Genomic DNA, 15,434 nt, shown 5'->3' with positions numbered 1-15,434 from the left:
CGATGAAACAGCAATGGGTTGGGTCGTGATCGCCGGTCTCGGGCCGGGGGCAGAGGGGTTGATAACACCCGATGCAAAAGCCGCGATTGACGCGGCCACCGATATCGTGGGCTACATTCCCTACGTGCGCCGCATTGCGCCGCGCCCGGGCCTGACCCTTCACGAAAGCGATAATCGGGTGGAATTGGACCGCGCCGCCCATGCGCTGGAAATGGCGCAGGCAGGCCGCCGGGTTGTGGTGGTCAGCTCTGGTGATCCCGGCGTTTTCGCCATGGCCTCGGCGGTGTTTGAGGCGGTTGAGGCGGGGCCACAGGCATGGCGCGCGCTCGATATTCGCGTCCTGCCCGGCATCACCGCCATGCTGGCCGCCTCTGCTGCTGCCGGCGCGCCCTTGGGGCATGATTTCTGCTGCATTAACCTTTCCGACAACCTCAAGCCCTGGTCCCTGATCGAGAGCCGTTTGCGCCTTGCCGCACAGGCGGATTTCGCCATGGCTTTTTACAATCCCCGCTCCAAATCGCGGCCCGAGGGGTTTGTCAAAACCCTCGATATTCTGCGCGAATGTTGCGAGCCGGAGCGGTTGATTATCTTTGCCCGCGCCGTTTCCACGCCGGAACAGGCGATCAACGTCACTACCTTGTCGGAAGCGACGCCCGACATGGCGGACATGCGCACCGTGGTATTAGTCGGCTCTTCCCAGACGCGGGTAATCCCCCGCGATGGCGCGCCGATTGTTTACACGCCGCGCTTCGTGGCGAAGGATGCGGGATGACCCAGCCACGCCAAAACTTGCGCGACCCCGTGGGCCTCTGGGCGGTTCGGGATCGCAGGGCGGTCGATCATGATGACCGGCAAGCCAAGGGCGCGGGCTGCCTCAATCTTGGCGTAAGCGCCTGTGCCACCCGCGTTTTTGGACACCACGAGGTCGATGTTATGGGCCTCCATCAGGGCTTGGTCATCGGCCAAGGTGAACGGCCCACGCGACACCAGAACTTTCGTGCGCGGCAGGGGCAGCGCGGCCTTGGGCGGGTCCACCAGACGCAACAGATAAAAATGCTGCGGGTTCGGCGCGAAGTCAGCCAGATGCATCCGGCCCACGGCCAACATGACGCGCAGGGCAGGGCGGTCCAAGGCTGCGACCGCGCCGGAAATATCGGGCACATGGGTCCAGTTGTCGCCCGGCTGCGCCTCCCAAGGGGCACGGGTCAGCGCGAGCAGCGGCACCTCAGCCATGGCGCAAGCGGAGATCGCGTTGACGCTCATCTGCGCAGCAAAGGGGTGGGTGGCATCAACAACATGGGTGATCTTCTCGGCCCTCAGGTAATCCGCCAATCCGTCCGCCCCCCCAAAGCCGCCGACGCGCTGCGGCATGGGTTGTCGCACGGGCCGCTCCACCCGTCCCGCAAAGGACACGACGCCCGCAATCCCGGCTTCGGCCACCGCGCGGGCCAGCGCCGTTGCCTCCATCGTGCCGCCAAGGATCAGAAGGTTGGGTGTCATGGCTGAAGCTCCGTGGATCACGATTGTCGGACTGACCGAGGATGGACCGGACGGACTGTCCCCCGCAAGCGCCGAGGCATTGGCGCGGGCCGAAATCATCATGGGACCGAAGCGGCATTTGGGCCTTTTGCCCGGTGGCAGCGCCCGGCGCATTGAATGGCCGGTGCCCTTTGCCGATGGGATTGCCCTGCTTAAGGGTCTGAAAGGGCAGCGGGTCGTGGTGCTCGTATCAGGCGATCCGTTTTGGTACGGGGCCGGACGGGCCATTTCACAAGCGTTTGACCGGTCCGAGTGGCAGGCGCTTCCGGCGCCGTCGGTCTTTACCCTCGCGGCGGCGCGGATGGGCTGGCCCGTGGAAGATACCCTTTGCATCGGCCTCCATGCCGCCCCTCTGGCACGGTTGCGGCCCTATCTGGCCCCGGGCCTTCGGGCGATTGTGCTACTGCGTGACGGGGCCGCAGTGGTGGAATTGGCCGCCTACCTAGAGGCGGAGGGCTTCGCGGAAACCTCCCTCACCGTGGCAGAGGCGCTTGGCGGGCCGCGCGAAAAACTGCAAACGCTCGATGTTGAAGCGGCGAAGACGGGCGCCTTCGCGGCCCCCCTCTGTGTCGCTTTGCAAGTGGCCGGGAAGGGCGCGGCGATCCCCTTGGCCTCCGGCCGCCCGGATGAGCTGTTTGAGACAGACGGCGTCATGACCAAACGCCCGATGCGCGCGTTGACCCTTTCGGCCCTTGCCCCCCGCGCGGGCGAGCATCTTTGGGACATTGGCGGCGGCTCTGGCACCATCGCGGTGGAATGGGCCTTGGCGCATCGTACCTGCACTGCCAGCGTGATCGAGATCCGCGAAGATCGCGCCGCGCTGATCCGCGCCAATGCGGCGGCCTTTGGCTTGGACCGGATCACGCTCCACCTTGGAGATGGCGTAGCGCAGCTTGCAAACCTACCACAGCCCGATGCTGTGTTCATCGGCGGCGGTCTGTCCGAGGCGCTACTGGCGAGAGTCACGGCCCTGCCTTCCGGCACAAGGATCGTGGCCAATGGTGTCACCCTAGAGGCAGAAGCCCTTTTGACCTCCGCCCATGCCCGCCATGGCGGCGATTTGATGCGTGTGGAAATCGCCCATGCCCGCGCTCTTGGGTCGAAACAGGCGTGGCAATCGGCCTATCCCGTGGTGCAATGGAGCGTGGTTCTATGATCGTCGCAGGTTTCGGATTCCGCGCCTCTGCCACGGCAGATAGCTTGGCCGATGCTTACGGACGGGCAGGGGGCGGCGCGGGGCGCTTGGCCACTGCTGCCGATAAGGCGCGTTCTGACGCGATGATTGCGTTTGCCAGTCAAGTGGCAGTGCCCCTTGTAGGGGTGTTGCCAGATGAGCTGACCAAGCAGGCGACCTTGACCCTCTCAACTGCCTCACAAAATCAACGCGACGTCGGCTCCGTGGCCGAGGCCGCAGCGCTGGCCGCCGCAGGCCCCGGTGCCCGGTTGTTGGCCCCGCGTGTGATTTCGGCGGACCGCTTGGCAACCTGCGCGCTCGCGTCCACATTGCCGGAAGGAGAAACATCATGACCGTGCATTTCATCGGCGCAGGCCCCGGCGCGCCGGACCTTCTGACGCTGCGGGGGCGCGACCTGATCGCGGCTTGCCCGGTCTGTCTTTATGCGGGTTCGCTGGTGCCCGAGGCGATCTTGCAACATTGCCCTGAAGGGGCGCAGATCATCAACACCGCGCCGATGTCGTTGGATGATATCGTCGGTACCATCGCCGTGGCCCATGATGCGGGCAAAGACGTGGCGCGGCTGCATTCCGGTGACCTGTCCGTCTGGTCGGCGATGGGCGAGCAGATCCGCCGCCTTGATGCCCTGCGCATCCCTTTCACGGTGACCCCCGGCGTGCCCTCTTTCGCGGCGGCTGCCGCGAGCCTTGGGCAGGAATTGACCCTGCCGGGGGTGGGGCAATCGCTGATCCTGACCCGCACACCGGGGCGTGCGTCCTCCATGCCCGATGGCGAAAGTCTTGAGAACTTTGGCAAAACCGGCGCGACATTGGCCCTGCACCTTTCAATCGGCAACTTGCCCCAAGTGGTCGCCGATCTGCTGCCCCACTACGGGGCCGATTGCCCCGTGGCCGTGATCTATCGCGCGTCCTGGCCGGATGAGAAGATCATCCGCGCCCGCCTTGGCACGCTGGAAGAGGCCATGGACCCAACGATTGCGCGGACCGCGTTGATCCTTGTGGGCCCTGCCATTGGCGCCCGAGACTTCACTGAAAGCCGCCTTTACGCGGCGGATTATGATCGCCGCTACCGGCCCCAAACGGCGCAAAGCCCTTGGTCTGAATGGCAGCATGGAGATGACTGAGATGAACATGCTTCCCCCCGGCCTTCTGGTCTCTGCCCCCTCGTCGGGGACGGGCAAAACCACCGTTATGCTCGGTCTTTTGCGGGCACTGCGCGATGATGGGCTAACTGTGCAGCCGTTCAAATCCGGCCCCGACTACATTGATCCCGCTTTCCACCACGCGGCCTCTGGCCGGGCGTCGTTCAATATCGACACTTGGGCGATGGATGACAGCTTGCTCAACGCCATCTCTGCGCAGGCTGAAGGGGCGGATATCTGTATCTCGGAAGGATCCATGGGGCTTTACGACGGCGTCGCAACGCGGGGGCAAAGCGGCTTCGGGTCTTCGGCCGAAACGGCGCAACGCATGGGCTGGCCGGTGGTACTGGTCATCGACGCCGGCGGTCAGGCGCAGTCTGCGGCAGCCACGGCCTTGGGATTTCAAGCCTACAACCCCGATCTGCCCATCGCGGGGGTAATCTTGAACCGCGTCGCCTCTCCTCGGCACGAAAGGTTAATCCGCCGCGGCATGGATCACGCGGGCCTGACAGTGCTTGGCGTTCTGCCAAGACGCGGGGACCTTGCCTTGCCTGAGCGGCACTTGGGTCTGATCCAAGCGATTGAACACCCCGATCTGGAGGCCGCGATCATCGGCTACGCCGCCTTCTTGCGCGAAAACGTGGACCTCGCCGCAATCCGCGCGGCAGCGATGTCGGGGCCTGCTGTGCCCGGAGGCGCTTTGCCGAAACCGCCCGCACAGCGCATCGCATTGGCCCGCGACGCGGCGTTCTCTTTCACCTATCCGCATCTGCTGCAAGGGTGGCGCGAGGCTGGGGCCGAGATCACGCCGTTCTCCCCCCTGGGGGACGAAATTCCGTCGCCTGACGCGGACCTCGTTTGGTTGCCGGGCGGCTACCCAGAGTTACACGCGGGCGCCTTGGCTGCGGCGTCAACTTTCCGCGCGGCCTTGCGTCAGCACGCGGAAACCAAGCCTGTGCACGGCGAATGCGGCGGCTACATGGCCCTTGGGGCGGGGCTGATCGACAAAGATGGCACACGTCACGAGATGGCGGGGCTCTTGGGTCTGGAAACGTCATACGAGAAGCGTAAGTTCAACCTCGGTTATCGTCGTGCAGTTCTTGCAGAAAACATGCCGGGATTTGCGGTAGGTGCGGCATTGCGCGGCCATGAGTTTCACTATTCCAGCATCCTTCAACAGCCTGACCGCCCCTTGGCCGAGGTCTTTGACGCCGACGGAAAGCCCGGCGCACAGACCGGATCTGTACGGGGAAATGTGACCGGCACCTTCTTCCACATGATCGCAGAGGACGTGGCATGAGCGGCTTTGTCTCTTTCGTGGGCTCCGGCCCCGGTGACCCGGAATTGCTGACGCTCAAGGCCGTGGATCGCCTGAAACGCGCCGATGCGGTGCTGTTTGATGACCTGTCGTCTGGGCCGATCCTGTCCCATGCCCAAAGCGGGGCGGATCTTGTGGGGGTCGGCAAACGCGCCGGAAGGCCCTCCCCGAAACAGAGCCACGTGAGCCGCCTTCTGGTGGATTATGCGAAGACAGGCCAGCGCGTTGTGCGGCTGAAATCTGGCGACAGCGGGCTGTTTGGGCGCTTGGAAGAAGAGCTTGTCGCGTTGCGGGAGGCGGGGATTGAATATGAGATTATCCCCGGCGTGCCGTCTGCCATCGCGGCGGCGGCGGCGGCGGGCATTCCGCTGACCCGGCGGCTGACGGCGCGGCGGGTGCAATTTGTGACCGGCCATGATGCGACCGGTGAACTGCCCGAGGACATTGACCTCAACGCCCTTGCGGATCGAACGGCTAGCACCGTGATTTTCATGGGTAAACGGACGTTTCCCAAACTGGCCGCGGCCTTAATCGAACGGGGGCTTCCCGCAGACACGCCCGCCATCCTGGCCGAGGCCGTCAGCACCCCGGAGCAAGCCCTGCACCGGATGACATTGGGCGCACTTGCGAAAAAACTGACAGCCGAGGTGGGCACCGCACCCGCATTGATCCTTTACGGTCCGTTAGCAGATGAACGCTAAGATGGACCTCTGGCTGATTGGCATTGGCACCGGAAACCCGGCGCATATCACGTTGGAGGCGCAGCGCGCTTTGCGCGATGCCGCGGTGATCCTTGTGCCGCGAAAGGGGCCTGACAAATCCGATCTTGCGGGCTTAAGGCACCGGATTATCGCTGATGCGGGTGCGGTGGCGCAGGTTGTCGAATTCGACTACCCCACACGCAACCCCGCGATCCCCTACAAGGACCGCGTGCGCGCGTGGCATGACGAAATCGCCCGTCGCTGGCAAGCCGCCATTGCCGAGGCTTCGCCCAACGGCCCGATTGCCTTGTTGGTATGGGGGGACCCATCGCTCTATGACAGCACGCTGCGTATCGCCACGCGCCTTACGCCTGCGCCGCGATTGCGTGTGCTGCCGGGCATCACGGCGCTTCAGGCGTTGACGGCGGCCCATGGGCTGACCTTCAACACCCTCGCGGGGGCTGTGACGGTCACAACCGGGCGTCGCCTGCGGGAACTTGGCTGGCCCAAGGGGGCTGAAACGGCTGTCGTCATGCTGGACGGCGAATGCAGTTTCCAAACCCTCGACCGCGATGATCTGTTGATCTGGTGGGGCGCCTATTTGGGGATGGAGGAGGAGATTCTCGACCATGGTTCCTTGTCAGAGGCAGGGCCGCGGATCATCGAGGCGCGCGCTCAGGCGCGGGCGGATCATGGGTGGATTATGGATACATATCTGTTGCGCCCCAAGGGGTTAGAATGACCTTCGGCGCTGTCGTCCACCTTTGTGCAACTTGCGCGCCGTCCGGTTTCGCGCAGGCACGCGATGGCTTGCAAGAAGCGCTTACAACAGCGGGACTGGCCGCAGAAGTCGTGGCGCAGCCCTGCATGAACGCCTGCGCCAGCCCAGTCAGCCTCGCGGTGCAGGGACCGGGCCGGGCCACGTATTTCTTCGCCGGGATCGACCCGGTCGCGGATCGTGCGGATATCGTGGCAACGGTTGCCACCTACCTGAACGCGCCAGCGGGTTGGATCGAGGATGCAACCGCCTGCGGTCGTCTGCGGCTTTGCCTGAAAGGTCGCGTACCAGCGCTTAGTTCTGGATCGTGACGCTGGCACGAAGCGGCGTTTGTTCGACCGCTAAAGGACTGTGATCGTTAGCATTTAGGGTGACTTCCACCGTCACTTCGCCTTCGGGCAGGTGATCGAGATGCACCCAAGGCCCGTAGAACCGCCCCAACTTCACCCCGTTGATATAAACATGGGCGTGGCCTTGGCCTTCAACATGAGAAAGGCTCGCGTTTTCCGGGGAAAAGGTGAAGTTCTCGGTCAGAATGTGGAGGTTATAGCCCGCCATCGGGTCTCGTGTCACGGTGACCGCAAGGGTCGGGGCTGTGGCCGAGGCGGGCAGGGACAGGACTGTGTCGTGATCCATCTCGCCGTGGCCCGCAACGCCATGGGCGCTGTGGTCGTGACCGTCGAGCGTGATGCCATTGGCGGCAGCAATCGTGAAGCCGATGCCGCCGCCAAAAATAAGGCCAATAACCAGAAGGGGTAGACCTGTGTTCATCTAGGATCTCCGTTCCGGATCAAAGGGTTACGCGGGGTCTGATGCGCCGATGCGCCGCGACCAGAAGAAGCCTGCGAAGGTGCCCAGAAGGACCCAGGCCGCCATGCCGACGCCCAAGGCGCGTGCCGCAAAGAGGGCGCCGATCTCTGTCGGGACGGGGCCGGTGAAAACCTCAGGCTCGGGCGCGCCATAGACGTGAGGGGCGAGCAACAGGACCGCCGCGCTTAACCAAGCCATCCAGCTTTTACCAAACCCAATCAACCCCATGGCAATGGCGGCCATGATGACAGTGGCAAACCACCAGATTTGGCGCAAAGTTACATCGGCAGCGGCCACACCGGGCACTTCCGGCGCAAGGGTGAAGCCCGGCGCCAGATGCACCGCGACGAAGCCCGCAATGCCCCAGATCAACCCATTGCGCGGCGAAATGATCGCGCCGCGTTCTTCGGCCACGGACATCGCGGCAAGCAGCACCATCGCGTAGCCAGAATAAACCAACATGGTGAACACAATGCTAAGACCATCGCGCAACGGATCAATGCCGCCCACATCTTGGACCGCGGGCACATTGGAGTTTGCGCCGAAGTGAAGCAACGCCCCGGTCTCGTATAATTCAGCATGGAGCAGGACAGGCTGCACAAACCAAAGCTGCAACAGGGCGGCAATCAACCCCGAGGCAGCACCAGCGAACAACGCGCTGGTCAAAAGGCGTGTAAACATCTGCTTAGTGGCAGGGGAAGCCAGTGGCGTGGCGCACGTCGTGGGCCGCATCATGCAGCGTTGCCGCCTGCACGTGTCCGGTTACGAACATCAGGCCGATGCCCATGGCAGCAACCAAAAGGGCCGCGCCGATGGTGGACAGGCCAGTTTTGGCGCCGGTCAGGTTTTGCGTTTGTGTCGTCATCTTGTCTTGCTCCTTGTTGCCGTCACACCCGACGGCCCGTTTGCGTTTGCACAATCGGCAGGTCTCCTGGCTCGCGGCTGTTGGTCTGGTTGGCCTTCCCGGATCGCTCCAGTGGCATCGACAACCTGACACACCGCTTACAGTTGCGGGGGCAGCTGCAGAGTTGGCCGGATGGCCGCACTGCATTCCCTCTATATTCCCTCGGCAAATGCGTGCTTTGGGAAACCGAATGTTCCTATTCAATGACAGAGGGGCGCGGGCGCTGTCAAACGGAATGCACATCAACCGGGTCTTAGAACCCGTGCTTGCCGTGATTGTGGACCTTTCGCGACCTATGGCAGGCCCGGTACGACGCGTTATAGCCCTGCCTCTTGCAACAAAGGCAGCAGTTCATCCGCGCTAAGCGGCTTCCCGACGAGGAAACCTTGAATCTGAGCACACCCCTCGTCCCGCAACCAATCGAACTGCGCCTGGGTTTCCACCCCTTCGGCTACAACGTTCACGTCCAGTTGCTGCGCGAGGGCAAGGATCAGGCGAATGATCGGCCCCGAACTCGGCCATTGCCCAATGAACGAGCGATCAATCTTCAAGCAATTCAGCGGAAACCGAGAGATATAGGCCAAGTTGGAATAGCCTGAGCCGAAGTCATCAATCGAGATTTTGAACCCCAGATCGCTGATCGCTTGCAACTGTACCGCAGCCCCTTCCTGATCCTCGATCAAAGCCCTTTCGGTGATTTCCAGTTCGATCTTATGGGTGGGGAAATCGGGGCGGCTGGCATAGGCTTTAAGGGTGCCCATCAGGTCAGAACCAAGGAACTGCCGGGGCGAGATATTCAGCGAGAGGCACAAGTCAAGACCCGCCTTATGCCATTCAATTGCTTGATAAAATCCCATCTCCAACACTTGCCGGCCAAGCGCGTGGATCAGCCCTGTATCCTCGCAAATTGGGATGAAATCATCGGGCAAGACCAAGCCGAGGGACGGGTGATACCACCGCGCCAAGCCTTCTACTGCCGTGATCGTACCGGTACTCACGTCCAGACGCGGCTGATAGTGAAGGTCGAACTGACGCTTGGAGAGGGCGACTTCAATCTCGGCCTCTATCCGTTTGCGGGCCTCGATCTCTGCGCCCATCTTCTCATCATAGAAAAGAAAGCGATTTCGTCCCGCATTCTTGGCAAGGTAGAGGGCGATATCGGCTTGACGTAACGCGGTCTCAATCTCTGTTTGCACGGGGTCAAATACGGATATGCCGATACTGACCTTGGCGCTAATCGCGTCTGGTCCCACATCAAGGGGCCGGGACAGATCATCAAAGAACTGCGCCGCCCGTGTGGGGCAATTTTCTGGATCATCCAGGTTCACGACGACGACAAATTCATCCCCGCCAAGGCGCACTACGATATCGCCTTCTTGTGCGCGGGCAATGGCCCGGTCCGAGAGCTCCATCAACACTTTGTCGCCGATCACGTGACCGAAGGTGTCGTTGATCTGCTTGAAACGGTCGACGTCAAAGTACATCAGCGCAATGTGACGTGCGCCCTTGCGGGCCAGATTGGCGATGTGGTCAAGCAAATAAGATCTGTTGAAACAGCCGGTTAGTTGGTCCCGGTCCGCCAAAAAACGGGCTTGGTCGCGGGTTAGTTTCAACTCTGTCACATCAATGGCTGTGACTAGAACGGCGGGCTCCCCGGTTGCGGCGTCGTCGCATTTCTTGGCCGAGATATCGAACCACCGGTTGCCGTTTTTGGTAAACACTTCGGCGATCAGGCGATGCTCTCCTGTGTCGCGCAATTGGTCCGCGATCATGTCATGGTCAGACTGACGGATGAACATCTCCCGAAAGGTGCTGTTCGCATCCAACACAACCTTCCGCGCTGCCGGGTTCATATAGAGCGCTGGCCCGTCCGCGCCGAACAACGAGATCATCACGTCGGTGTGCAACAACGCCTCTGTGCTGCGCAGGTTGTCTGGATTTTGGTCGGTGTCGCCCAAAGCCTCGCACTGCATGGCCATGCGCCCATCCAGCAGACGGAAACCGCTGAACTGAAGCTTGATCGTTGTGGGCGTGCCATTGGGGAACAGAGTCCAAAGCTCTGTGAACACGGCATCATGGGCGACGAAATCGGCTTGGTATTGTTTCAGGCGGGTGGCGACGGTGGCGGTCATGTCCTCGGACATATCGCGGCTTTTAAGGTCTTGCTCATCCTTGGCGTGCCAAAGGGCGCAGGCGGCGGCGTTGGCATGAATGACCCGGCAGGTGTCGATATCGTACACCCAAGTCGGCGTCCGCAGTTTCCGTGCGGCAGCAAATTGATCGATCCTCAGGGTGTGATCGGCCGTATTCATCCTAAAGCCGTAGCCGACAACACCTTACTGGGCAAGACAACGCCGCTTGATCGCGGACAAGGCGAACCGTGTTGGTGGCGCGAAACTGAGCGATAACATCCAACGCGCGGCATTTGCAGCTGATGGCAACTTGACCCGCATTCGGCAATGAAATATCCGAACGGTGCAACGCGGGCGTTGTGTAATGGTAAGACCTCAGCCTTCCAAGCTGATGATACGGGTTCGATTCCCGTCGCCCGCTCCAACCTTCAGCAAATGCGTGTTTTTCGGGTCCGGTAGGGTGCGGTTGTGTCGTTGCCCCCTGCTACCCCCATCAAAAGATGAAGTCCTGAGCGTCCAGATTTGCGAAGGTAACGCTTTCCAGCAAGATTGTCCCCCCGCCCGTAGTGATCGCGACATCTGCCCCCACTTGCACTGCTGCCGCAGTGCCCGAGCCTGTCCCGAGCACTTCGGAGAGGCTGTTCAAAGAGGAAAGTCCAGAAAAGTCGATCTTTTCGTAATCATTCGTCGCCTCAAAATCGCTGATGACGTCGTCGCCGTGGCCGTCAAAGAAGATGAAAGTATCGGCGTTGAAATTGCCCGTCATCGTGTCGTTACCTGCGCCGCCGATCAGCGTGTCATGCCCGGCGCCGCCAAATAGCACATCGTCGCCCGCATCGCCCTTTAGGTAGTCGCTTTGCGAGCCGCCGCGCAGCATGTCGTTGCCTGCGCCGCCGAAAAGAATATCGTTACCCTCTCCGCCGATCAGCATGTCCTTTCGGTTGCCGCCATCAAGCGTATCATCGCCGCGCCCCCCGATAAGCCGGTCGGCCCCCATCTCACCAAGGATCAGATCGTCACCATTGCCGCCAGAGAGACGATCATTCTGCCCCCCGCCGATCAACGTATCGTTGCCCATACCGCCAACGATCGAGTCGCGTCCTTCTCCGCCGTCCAGATAGTCAAACTCTGATCCACCAAGAAGCGTATCATCGCCCGCGCCGCCCGAAAGGCTATCCGCGCCCGCGCCGCCGTCGATCACATTAACCCCGTCATTGCCAGTAATGGTGTCGGCGCCGCTGCCGCCCAAAGCGTTTTCGATCACTGCCCCCAAGGCGATAGAGAAGTTGCCCACATAGCCGCCAAGGTTGGAAAACTCCCCTTCTTCCAGCGTTAACCATTGCCCCATAGCGTAGCCGGAAAGATCAATCGTATCGGTGCCCTGGCCATCGTAAACCGTCATCAACGGTGTCGTGTTGGTGGTGAAATCGTAGACCGATCCGGCCTCAGTCGCGTTGAAGCCATAGATTGTATTGCCTGCGTTGTAATTAACATCCGCCCCATAAAGTTGATGGATCGCCATGAAGTCGTACAGCATGAAGGTATCGGGGTAGCCAAGGCCGTAGCTGACGCCGGTGTTCGTCTCTCCGAAATAGCTCATCACCGTGTATTGCTGCGAATCTTGCAGGAATTGAGCGTGATTGTCGTAAGTGAAAAAGACGCCGGGCGTGGCATTGTAGTCGCCAGGGTGGGCAAGGCCGATGGCGTGGCCAATTTCGTGAAGCATCGTGTAGCCGGTATAGGTGCCAGGGCCGTAGTTTTGGCCGGGGTAGAAGGAGGAGTTGTTTAGCCAAACGTCGCCCTGTAGCGCGTTCGCATTGGTGTTGCCGCCGTTCGACCCCGGATAATAGGCGTAGGCGCCTGACCCGTCGTTTGCCTCATAGGCGCCGAACAACATGGTCGCGTTGTTCGATGTGCCCCCCGGCGCGATTTGCGTGAAGTTCAGACCCGAGATTGCGTCCACATAGGCCATCGCCGCTTCGGTGAGGGCAATTTGGTCCGCGTTCATGGCGATCGAAGGGGAGTTGTTTAAAGGATCGTTCCCCGATGCCCGGATCGCCCAAGTTAACGATACTTCGGTACCCGGTGTCGTGACCCATGCCTGGTTCGGGCGCAAAAGATTGCCCGCGCCCATGTCTGCGTTGAAGCTGGCCACGGTGCCTTGGGTGACCGACACGCCATAGGTGCCGCTGTCGGCAAAGCTGTAAGAGCCGACATCAATGTAAAACGTCGTCGGTTCACTGACGGCGACGGTGATATCCGCGTTCAATCCGGGGCCGTTGCTATCATCATAGTCAACGTAGTTTCCCGCAGCGTTTCGCAGGGTCAGCGTGATGTCGTTGACGGCAGTGTTCAACGCGCCCACCCCCACGGCGGCAAGGGTGTAGGTGCCGGCCTCTAGAGTGATTTCGATCCAATCACTTTCCGAGCCAGACGAGAGAGCCCCCATGAAATACGCGCCCACCGCCATCTCGGCCAAGGTGGTCGTGTCCGCGCTTGCATCTGCCCCTTCCACCACGGTTTCGCCCGAGGCGTTAACCGTCCCCGCGTTCTGTGCCATGCTTTGGTCTTGGCCGATCAAATCTTGGCCGATCAAATCTTGGCCGATCAAATCTTGGTACGTGCAATCGGTTAAGGTCGGGTTAAAGACAGAACAAATCTGACACATGTATGCGTTCCTATGGGTATCCTTGGCGTCGGGCGGGCCAGTGGTCAGGCGGCCAGTGATGGGGTCAGGTCATGGTTCTGGCGATGTCTGCTCTGTAGAACGCAAAAGTGTTAACGTGGGGTAACCGGGCGCTGCGCAAGTTCCAGCAATTTGCTCTGGCTGCCCTTGCGATTTGTTCCAAACAGGGCCACCTGCGTACGAACACCCGTACGTGCGCGAAAAACTGCGTCGGCATGTCGCCGCGCTCCGGCGGGGAAATGCACGATAGAAGGGGCAGCGATTGCCGTTTCGCATCGCTGCATTTCTTGGCGGCCTTGCAAAACGGGGCATCCTGAACAGGCGAAAAGACCATGGCAAACGATCAAACCACTGCCCCGACACCGGACAAGCCCGTGCCCCACGGTGCTTCGGAAGAGCGGGAGCGTTCGAAGAAGATCGGTAGCCTGAAAGAGCTGGTTCCGTTTCTCGCCCCCCATAAGATCATGGTCTTCGGCGCCCTCGCGGCCCTTGTCCTGACGGCAACGGTGTCATTGACCCTACCGCTTGCCGTGCGCCGTGTGGTGGACGGGTTCGAGACCGAAGCGACCGAACTTCTGGACCAGTATTTCCTTGCCGCTATCGGCATCGCGGGCCTTTTGGCTATCGGCACGGGGCTGCGCTACTATCTTGTGACACGCCTTGGCGAGCGGGTGATTGCCGACATCCGCAAGGCCGTTTTCGACCGTATGATCACCATGAGCCCGGCCTTCTTCGAGCGCATCATGACGGGCGAGATCCTGAGCCGGATCACTACCGACACGACCCTGCTTCTGAGCGTTATTTCCTCCAGCATGTCGGTCGCGCTGCGGAATGTTCTGATCCTGATCGGCGGTATAGGCTTGATGCTCTGGACCTCTCCGAAACTGGCGGGGGCGGTGTTGCTGATCGTGCCGCTTGTGATCGTGCCGATCGTTGTTCTTGGGCGTCGCTTGCGGGTGCTAAGCCGTCAGAATCAGGATTGGATCGCCGAAAGCTCGGGCAATGCATCCGAGGCGCTTTTGTCCGCCCAAACCGTGCAGGCCTTCACCCACGAACGCCCCACCGCCAGCCGTTTCGCCGATGTGACAGAGCTGTCGTTTGACAGCGCGCGTAAACGTATCGCGACCCGTGCCGTGATGACGGTGATCGTGATCGCCTTGGTGTTTTCAGGCGTGGTCGGTGTCCTTTGGGTGGGCGCTCGTGACGTGCGGGCCGAGGTGATGACCATCGGCGCGTTGATCCAGTTCCTTATCTACGCCATCATGGTCGCAGGCTCCGTCGGTGCCTTGTCCGAGATCTGGGGGGAGCTGCAACGCGCCTCAGGCGCGACGGAGCGATTGGTAGAGCTTTTGGGCACCGAAGATACCGTCGCCGACCCCGCGCGCGCCGTAGCATTGCCCGACGCCGGGCGCGGGGCGATTGCCTTTGATAACGTGCATTTCCATTATCCGACCCGGCCCGATACGGCTGCCCTTGACGGGGTTAGCTTCACGATCCAACCCGGCGAAACGGTGGCGCTGGTGGGGCCTTCGGGGGCGGGTAAATCGACCGTCTTCCAGCTGTTGCTGCGCTTCTATGACCCTGAAACGGGGGCGATTTCTCTCGACGGGGTGGGCCTGCCGGACATGGCCCGAGACACTTTCCGTCAAGCGATGGCTCTGGTGCCCCAAGACCCGGTGATCTTCGCCGCCTCCGCCCGTGACAACATCCGCTTTGGCCGCCTTGACGCCAGTGATGCCGAGGTGGAAGCCGCCGCCAAGGCCGCTGCCGCCCATGACTTTATCGCGGCGCTGCCCAAGGGCTACGACACCTATGTCGGTGAACGTGGCATGATGCTGTCGGGTGGGCAAAAGCAACGCATCGCGATCGCCCGCGCTATCCTGCGCGACGCGCCGATCCTTCTGTTGGACGAGGCCACAAGTGCGCTCGACGCGGAATCGGAGCGCGCCGTGCAAGAGGCGGTAACCGAGATGTCGGCAACTCGCACAACCCTGATCGTGGCGCACCGCTTGGCAACGGTGAAACAGGCCGACCGCATTCTTGTATTTGAAGGCGGAAAGATCGTGGCAGAAGGCACCCATGATGCGCTGGTGGCCCAAGGCGGGCTTTACGCGCGGTTGGCACGCTTGCAGTTCACCGCGGGCCTCGCCGCCGAATAACACGTCTACGTTGCGTTATTGTTGCGTGAGCCTCGGCTTTCGCCGATGCTACCTGTGGGAGAGGCGCCGAC

15 protein-coding genes, 1 tRNA gene and 1 riboswitch are annotated in these 15,434 nt (G+C 61.4%); of the genes, 10 read left to right on the top strand and 6 right to left on the bottom strand.

The features are described 5' to 3' along the window. Positions 1 to 13 precede the first annotated feature (13 nt). Complete coding sequence (gene cobJ / locus K3728_13060) at positions 14 to 772, top strand: precorrin-3B C(17)-methyltransferase (GenBank protein ID UWQ97558.1); 759 nt, start codon at positions 14 to 16, stop codon at positions 770 to 772. Here cobJ and K3728_13055 read toward each other — a convergent pair. Beyond that, positions 736 to 1,500: a cobalt-precorrin-6A reductase gene (locus K3728_13055; GenBank protein UWQ94624.1), complete on the bottom strand. Its 765-nt coding sequence runs from the start codon at positions 1,498 to 1,500 to the stop codon at positions 736 to 738. The two genes, cobJ and K3728_13055, sit on opposite strands and share 37 nt — an antisense overlap. Here K3728_13055 and cbiE point away from each other — a divergent pair. From cbiE to K3728_13020, 7 genes are read left to right on the top strand one after another with little or no spacing between them, the layout of a single operon-like run. Beyond that, positions 1,499 to 2,695, top strand: a complete 1,197-nt coding sequence (gene cbiE, locus K3728_13050) for a precorrin-6y C5,15-methyltransferase (decarboxylating) subunit CbiE (GenBank protein ID UWQ94623.1) — start codon at positions 1,499 to 1,501, stop codon at positions 2,693 to 2,695. The two genes, K3728_13055 and cbiE, sit on opposite strands and share 2 nt — an antisense overlap. After that, positions 2,692 to 3,066, top strand: a complete 375-nt coding sequence (locus tag K3728_13045; GenBank protein ID UWQ94622.1) for a cobalamin biosynthesis protein — start codon at positions 2,692 to 2,694, stop codon at positions 3,064 to 3,066. The genes cbiE and K3728_13045 overlap by 4 nt, the downstream gene beginning before the upstream one ends. Further along, positions 3,063 to 3,857, top strand: coding sequence for a precorrin-4 C(11)-methyltransferase (gene cobM, locus K3728_13040; protein UWQ94621.1), 795 nt, complete (start codon positions 3,063 to 3,065; stop codon positions 3,855 to 3,857). The genes K3728_13045 and cobM overlap by 4 nt, the downstream gene beginning before the upstream one ends. A gap of 1 nt (position 3,858) precedes the next feature. Beyond that, positions 3,859 to 5,175: a cobyrinate a,c-diamide synthase gene (locus K3728_13035; GenBank protein UWQ94620.1), complete on the top strand. Its 1,317-nt coding sequence runs from the start codon at positions 3,859 to 3,861 to the stop codon at positions 5,173 to 5,175. Next, positions 5,172 to 5,894 carry a uroporphyrinogen-III C-methyltransferase gene (cobA, locus tag K3728_13030; GenBank protein UWQ94619.1) on the top strand — a complete coding sequence of 241 codons (723 nt, stop codon included), beginning with the start codon at positions 5,172 to 5,174 and terminating at the stop codon, positions 5,892 to 5,894. The genes K3728_13035 and cobA overlap by 4 nt, the downstream gene beginning before the upstream one ends. Position 5,895: 1 nt before the next feature. Next, the gene (gene cobF, locus K3728_13025) at positions 5,896 to 6,636 is read left to right on the top strand and encodes a precorrin-6A synthase (deacetylating) (GenBank protein UWQ97557.1); all 741 of its coding nucleotides are present in this window, start codon (positions 5,896 to 5,898) and stop codon (positions 6,634 to 6,636) included. After that, entirely contained in the window at positions 6,633 to 6,983 is a 351-nt protein-coding gene (locus K3728_13020; GenBank protein ID UWQ94618.1) for a DUF1636 domain-containing protein, read from the top strand. Before cobF ends, K3728_13020 begins: the two co-directional genes overlap by 4 nt. Here K3728_13020 and K3728_13015 read toward each other — a convergent pair. The 4 genes from K3728_13015 to K3728_13000 all read right to left on the bottom strand — a co-directional run bounded on the left by K3728_13015 (position 6,967) and on the right by K3728_13000 (position 10,698). Beyond that, complete coding sequence (locus K3728_13015; protein ID UWQ94617.1) at positions 6,967 to 7,443, bottom strand: hypothetical protein; 477 nt, start codon at positions 7,441 to 7,443, stop codon at positions 6,967 to 6,969. The genes K3728_13020 and K3728_13015 overlap by 17 nt on opposite strands. Positions 7,444 to 7,470: 27 nt before the next feature. Beyond that, the gene (locus K3728_13010; protein ID UWQ94616.1) at positions 7,471 to 8,163 is read right to left on the bottom strand and encodes a CbtA family protein; all 693 of its coding nucleotides are present in this window, start codon (positions 8,161 to 8,163) and stop codon (positions 7,471 to 7,473) included. A gap of 4 nt (positions 8,164 to 8,167) precedes the next feature. Next, positions 8,168 to 8,347: a CbtB-domain containing protein gene (locus K3728_13005; protein UWQ94615.1), complete on the bottom strand. Its 180-nt coding sequence runs from the start codon at positions 8,345 to 8,347 to the stop codon at positions 8,168 to 8,170. A 38-nt stretch (positions 8,348 to 8,385) separates the two neighbouring features. Continuing rightward, positions 8,386 to 8,592, bottom strand: a riboswitch (cobalamin riboswitch). A gap of 111 nt (positions 8,593 to 8,703) precedes the next feature. Further along, positions 8,704 to 10,698: an EAL domain-containing protein gene (locus tag K3728_13000; protein UWQ94614.1), complete on the bottom strand. Its 1,995-nt coding sequence runs from the start codon at positions 10,696 to 10,698 to the stop codon at positions 8,704 to 8,706. A 170-nt stretch (positions 10,699 to 10,868) separates the two neighbouring features. Between K3728_13000 and K3728_12995 the strand changes: the two genes are divergently transcribed. Next, positions 10,869 to 10,942: transfer RNA gene (locus K3728_12995), tRNA-Gly, on the top strand. Between the two features lie 69 nt (positions 10,943 to 11,011). Here K3728_12995 and K3728_12990 read toward each other — a convergent pair. Further along, the gene (locus K3728_12990; GenBank protein UWQ97556.1) at positions 11,012 to 12,415 is read right to left on the bottom strand and encodes a M10 family metallopeptidase C-terminal domain-containing protein; all 1,404 of its coding nucleotides are present in this window, start codon (positions 12,413 to 12,415) and stop codon (positions 11,012 to 11,014) included. Positions 12,416 to 13,536: 1,121 nt separating this feature from the next. Between K3728_12990 and K3728_12985 the strand changes: the two genes are divergently transcribed. Beyond that, the gene (locus K3728_12985; protein UWQ94613.1) at positions 13,537 to 15,363 is read left to right on the top strand and encodes an ATP-binding cassette domain-containing protein; all 1,827 of its coding nucleotides are present in this window, start codon (positions 13,537 to 13,539) and stop codon (positions 15,361 to 15,363) included. The last annotated feature ends 71 nt before the right edge of the window (positions 15,364 to 15,434 follow it).

The organism is Rhodobacteraceae bacterium M385, from assembly GCA_025141835.1.
In the GTDB taxonomy this organism is placed as follows: Bacteria; Pseudomonadota; Alphaproteobacteria; order Rhodobacterales; family Rhodobacteraceae; genus Gymnodinialimonas.
This window is presented reverse-complemented; position numbering and strand designations above follow the sequence as displayed.

Bases quoted from the DNA above. Each gene is read 5' to 3' on its own strand.
- K3728_13020 (UWQ94618.1), top strand. From the start codon at position 6,633: ATGACCTTCGGCGCTGTCGTCCACCTTTGTGCAACTTGCGCGCCGTCC.
- K3728_13000 (UWQ94614.1), bottom strand. From the start codon at position 10,698: ATGAATACGGCCGATCACACCCTGAGGATCGATCAATTTGCTGCCGCA.
- K3728_13045 (UWQ94622.1), top strand. From the start codon at position 2,692: ATGATCGTCGCAGGTTTCGGATTCCGCGCCTCTGCCACGGCAGATAGC.
- cobM (UWQ94621.1), top strand. From the start codon at position 3,063: ATGACCGTGCATTTCATCGGCGCAGGCCCCGGCGCGCCGGACCTTCTG.
- K3728_12985 (UWQ94613.1), top strand. From the start codon at position 13,537: ATGGCAAACGATCAAACCACTGCCCCGACACCGGACAAGCCCGTGCCC.
- K3728_13010 (UWQ94616.1), bottom strand. From the start codon at position 8,163: ATGTTTACACGCCTTTTGACCAGCGCGTTGTTCGCTGGTGCTGCCTCG.
- cobJ (UWQ97558.1), top strand. From the start codon at position 14: ATGGGTTGGGTCGTGATCGCCGGTCTCGGGCCGGGGGCAGAGGGGTTG.
- K3728_13035 (UWQ94620.1), top strand. From the start codon at position 3,859: ATGAACATGCTTCCCCCCGGCCTTCTGGTCTCTGCCCCCTCGTCGGGG.
- K3728_13005 (UWQ94615.1), bottom strand. From the start codon at position 8,347: ATGACGACACAAACGCAAAACCTGACCGGCGCCAAAACTGGCCTGTCC.
- K3728_13015 (UWQ94617.1), bottom strand. From the start codon at position 7,443: ATGAACACAGGTCTACCCCTTCTGGTTATTGGCCTTATTTTTGGCGGC.
- cobA (UWQ94619.1), top strand. From the start codon at position 5,172: ATGAGCGGCTTTGTCTCTTTCGTGGGCTCCGGCCCCGGTGACCCGGAA.
- cobF (UWQ97557.1), top strand. From the start codon at position 5,896: ATGGACCTCTGGCTGATTGGCATTGGCACCGGAAACCCGGCGCATATC.
- K3728_13055 (UWQ94624.1), bottom strand. From the start codon at position 1,500: ATGACACCCAACCTTCTGATCCTTGGCGGCACGATGGAGGCAACGGCG.
- cbiE (UWQ94623.1), top strand. From the start codon at position 1,499: ATGGCTGAAGCTCCGTGGATCACGATTGTCGGACTGACCGAGGATGGA.
- K3728_12990 (UWQ97556.1), bottom strand. From the start codon at position 12,415: ATGTTGTTCGGCGCCTATGAGGCAAACGACGGGTCAGGCGCCTACGCC.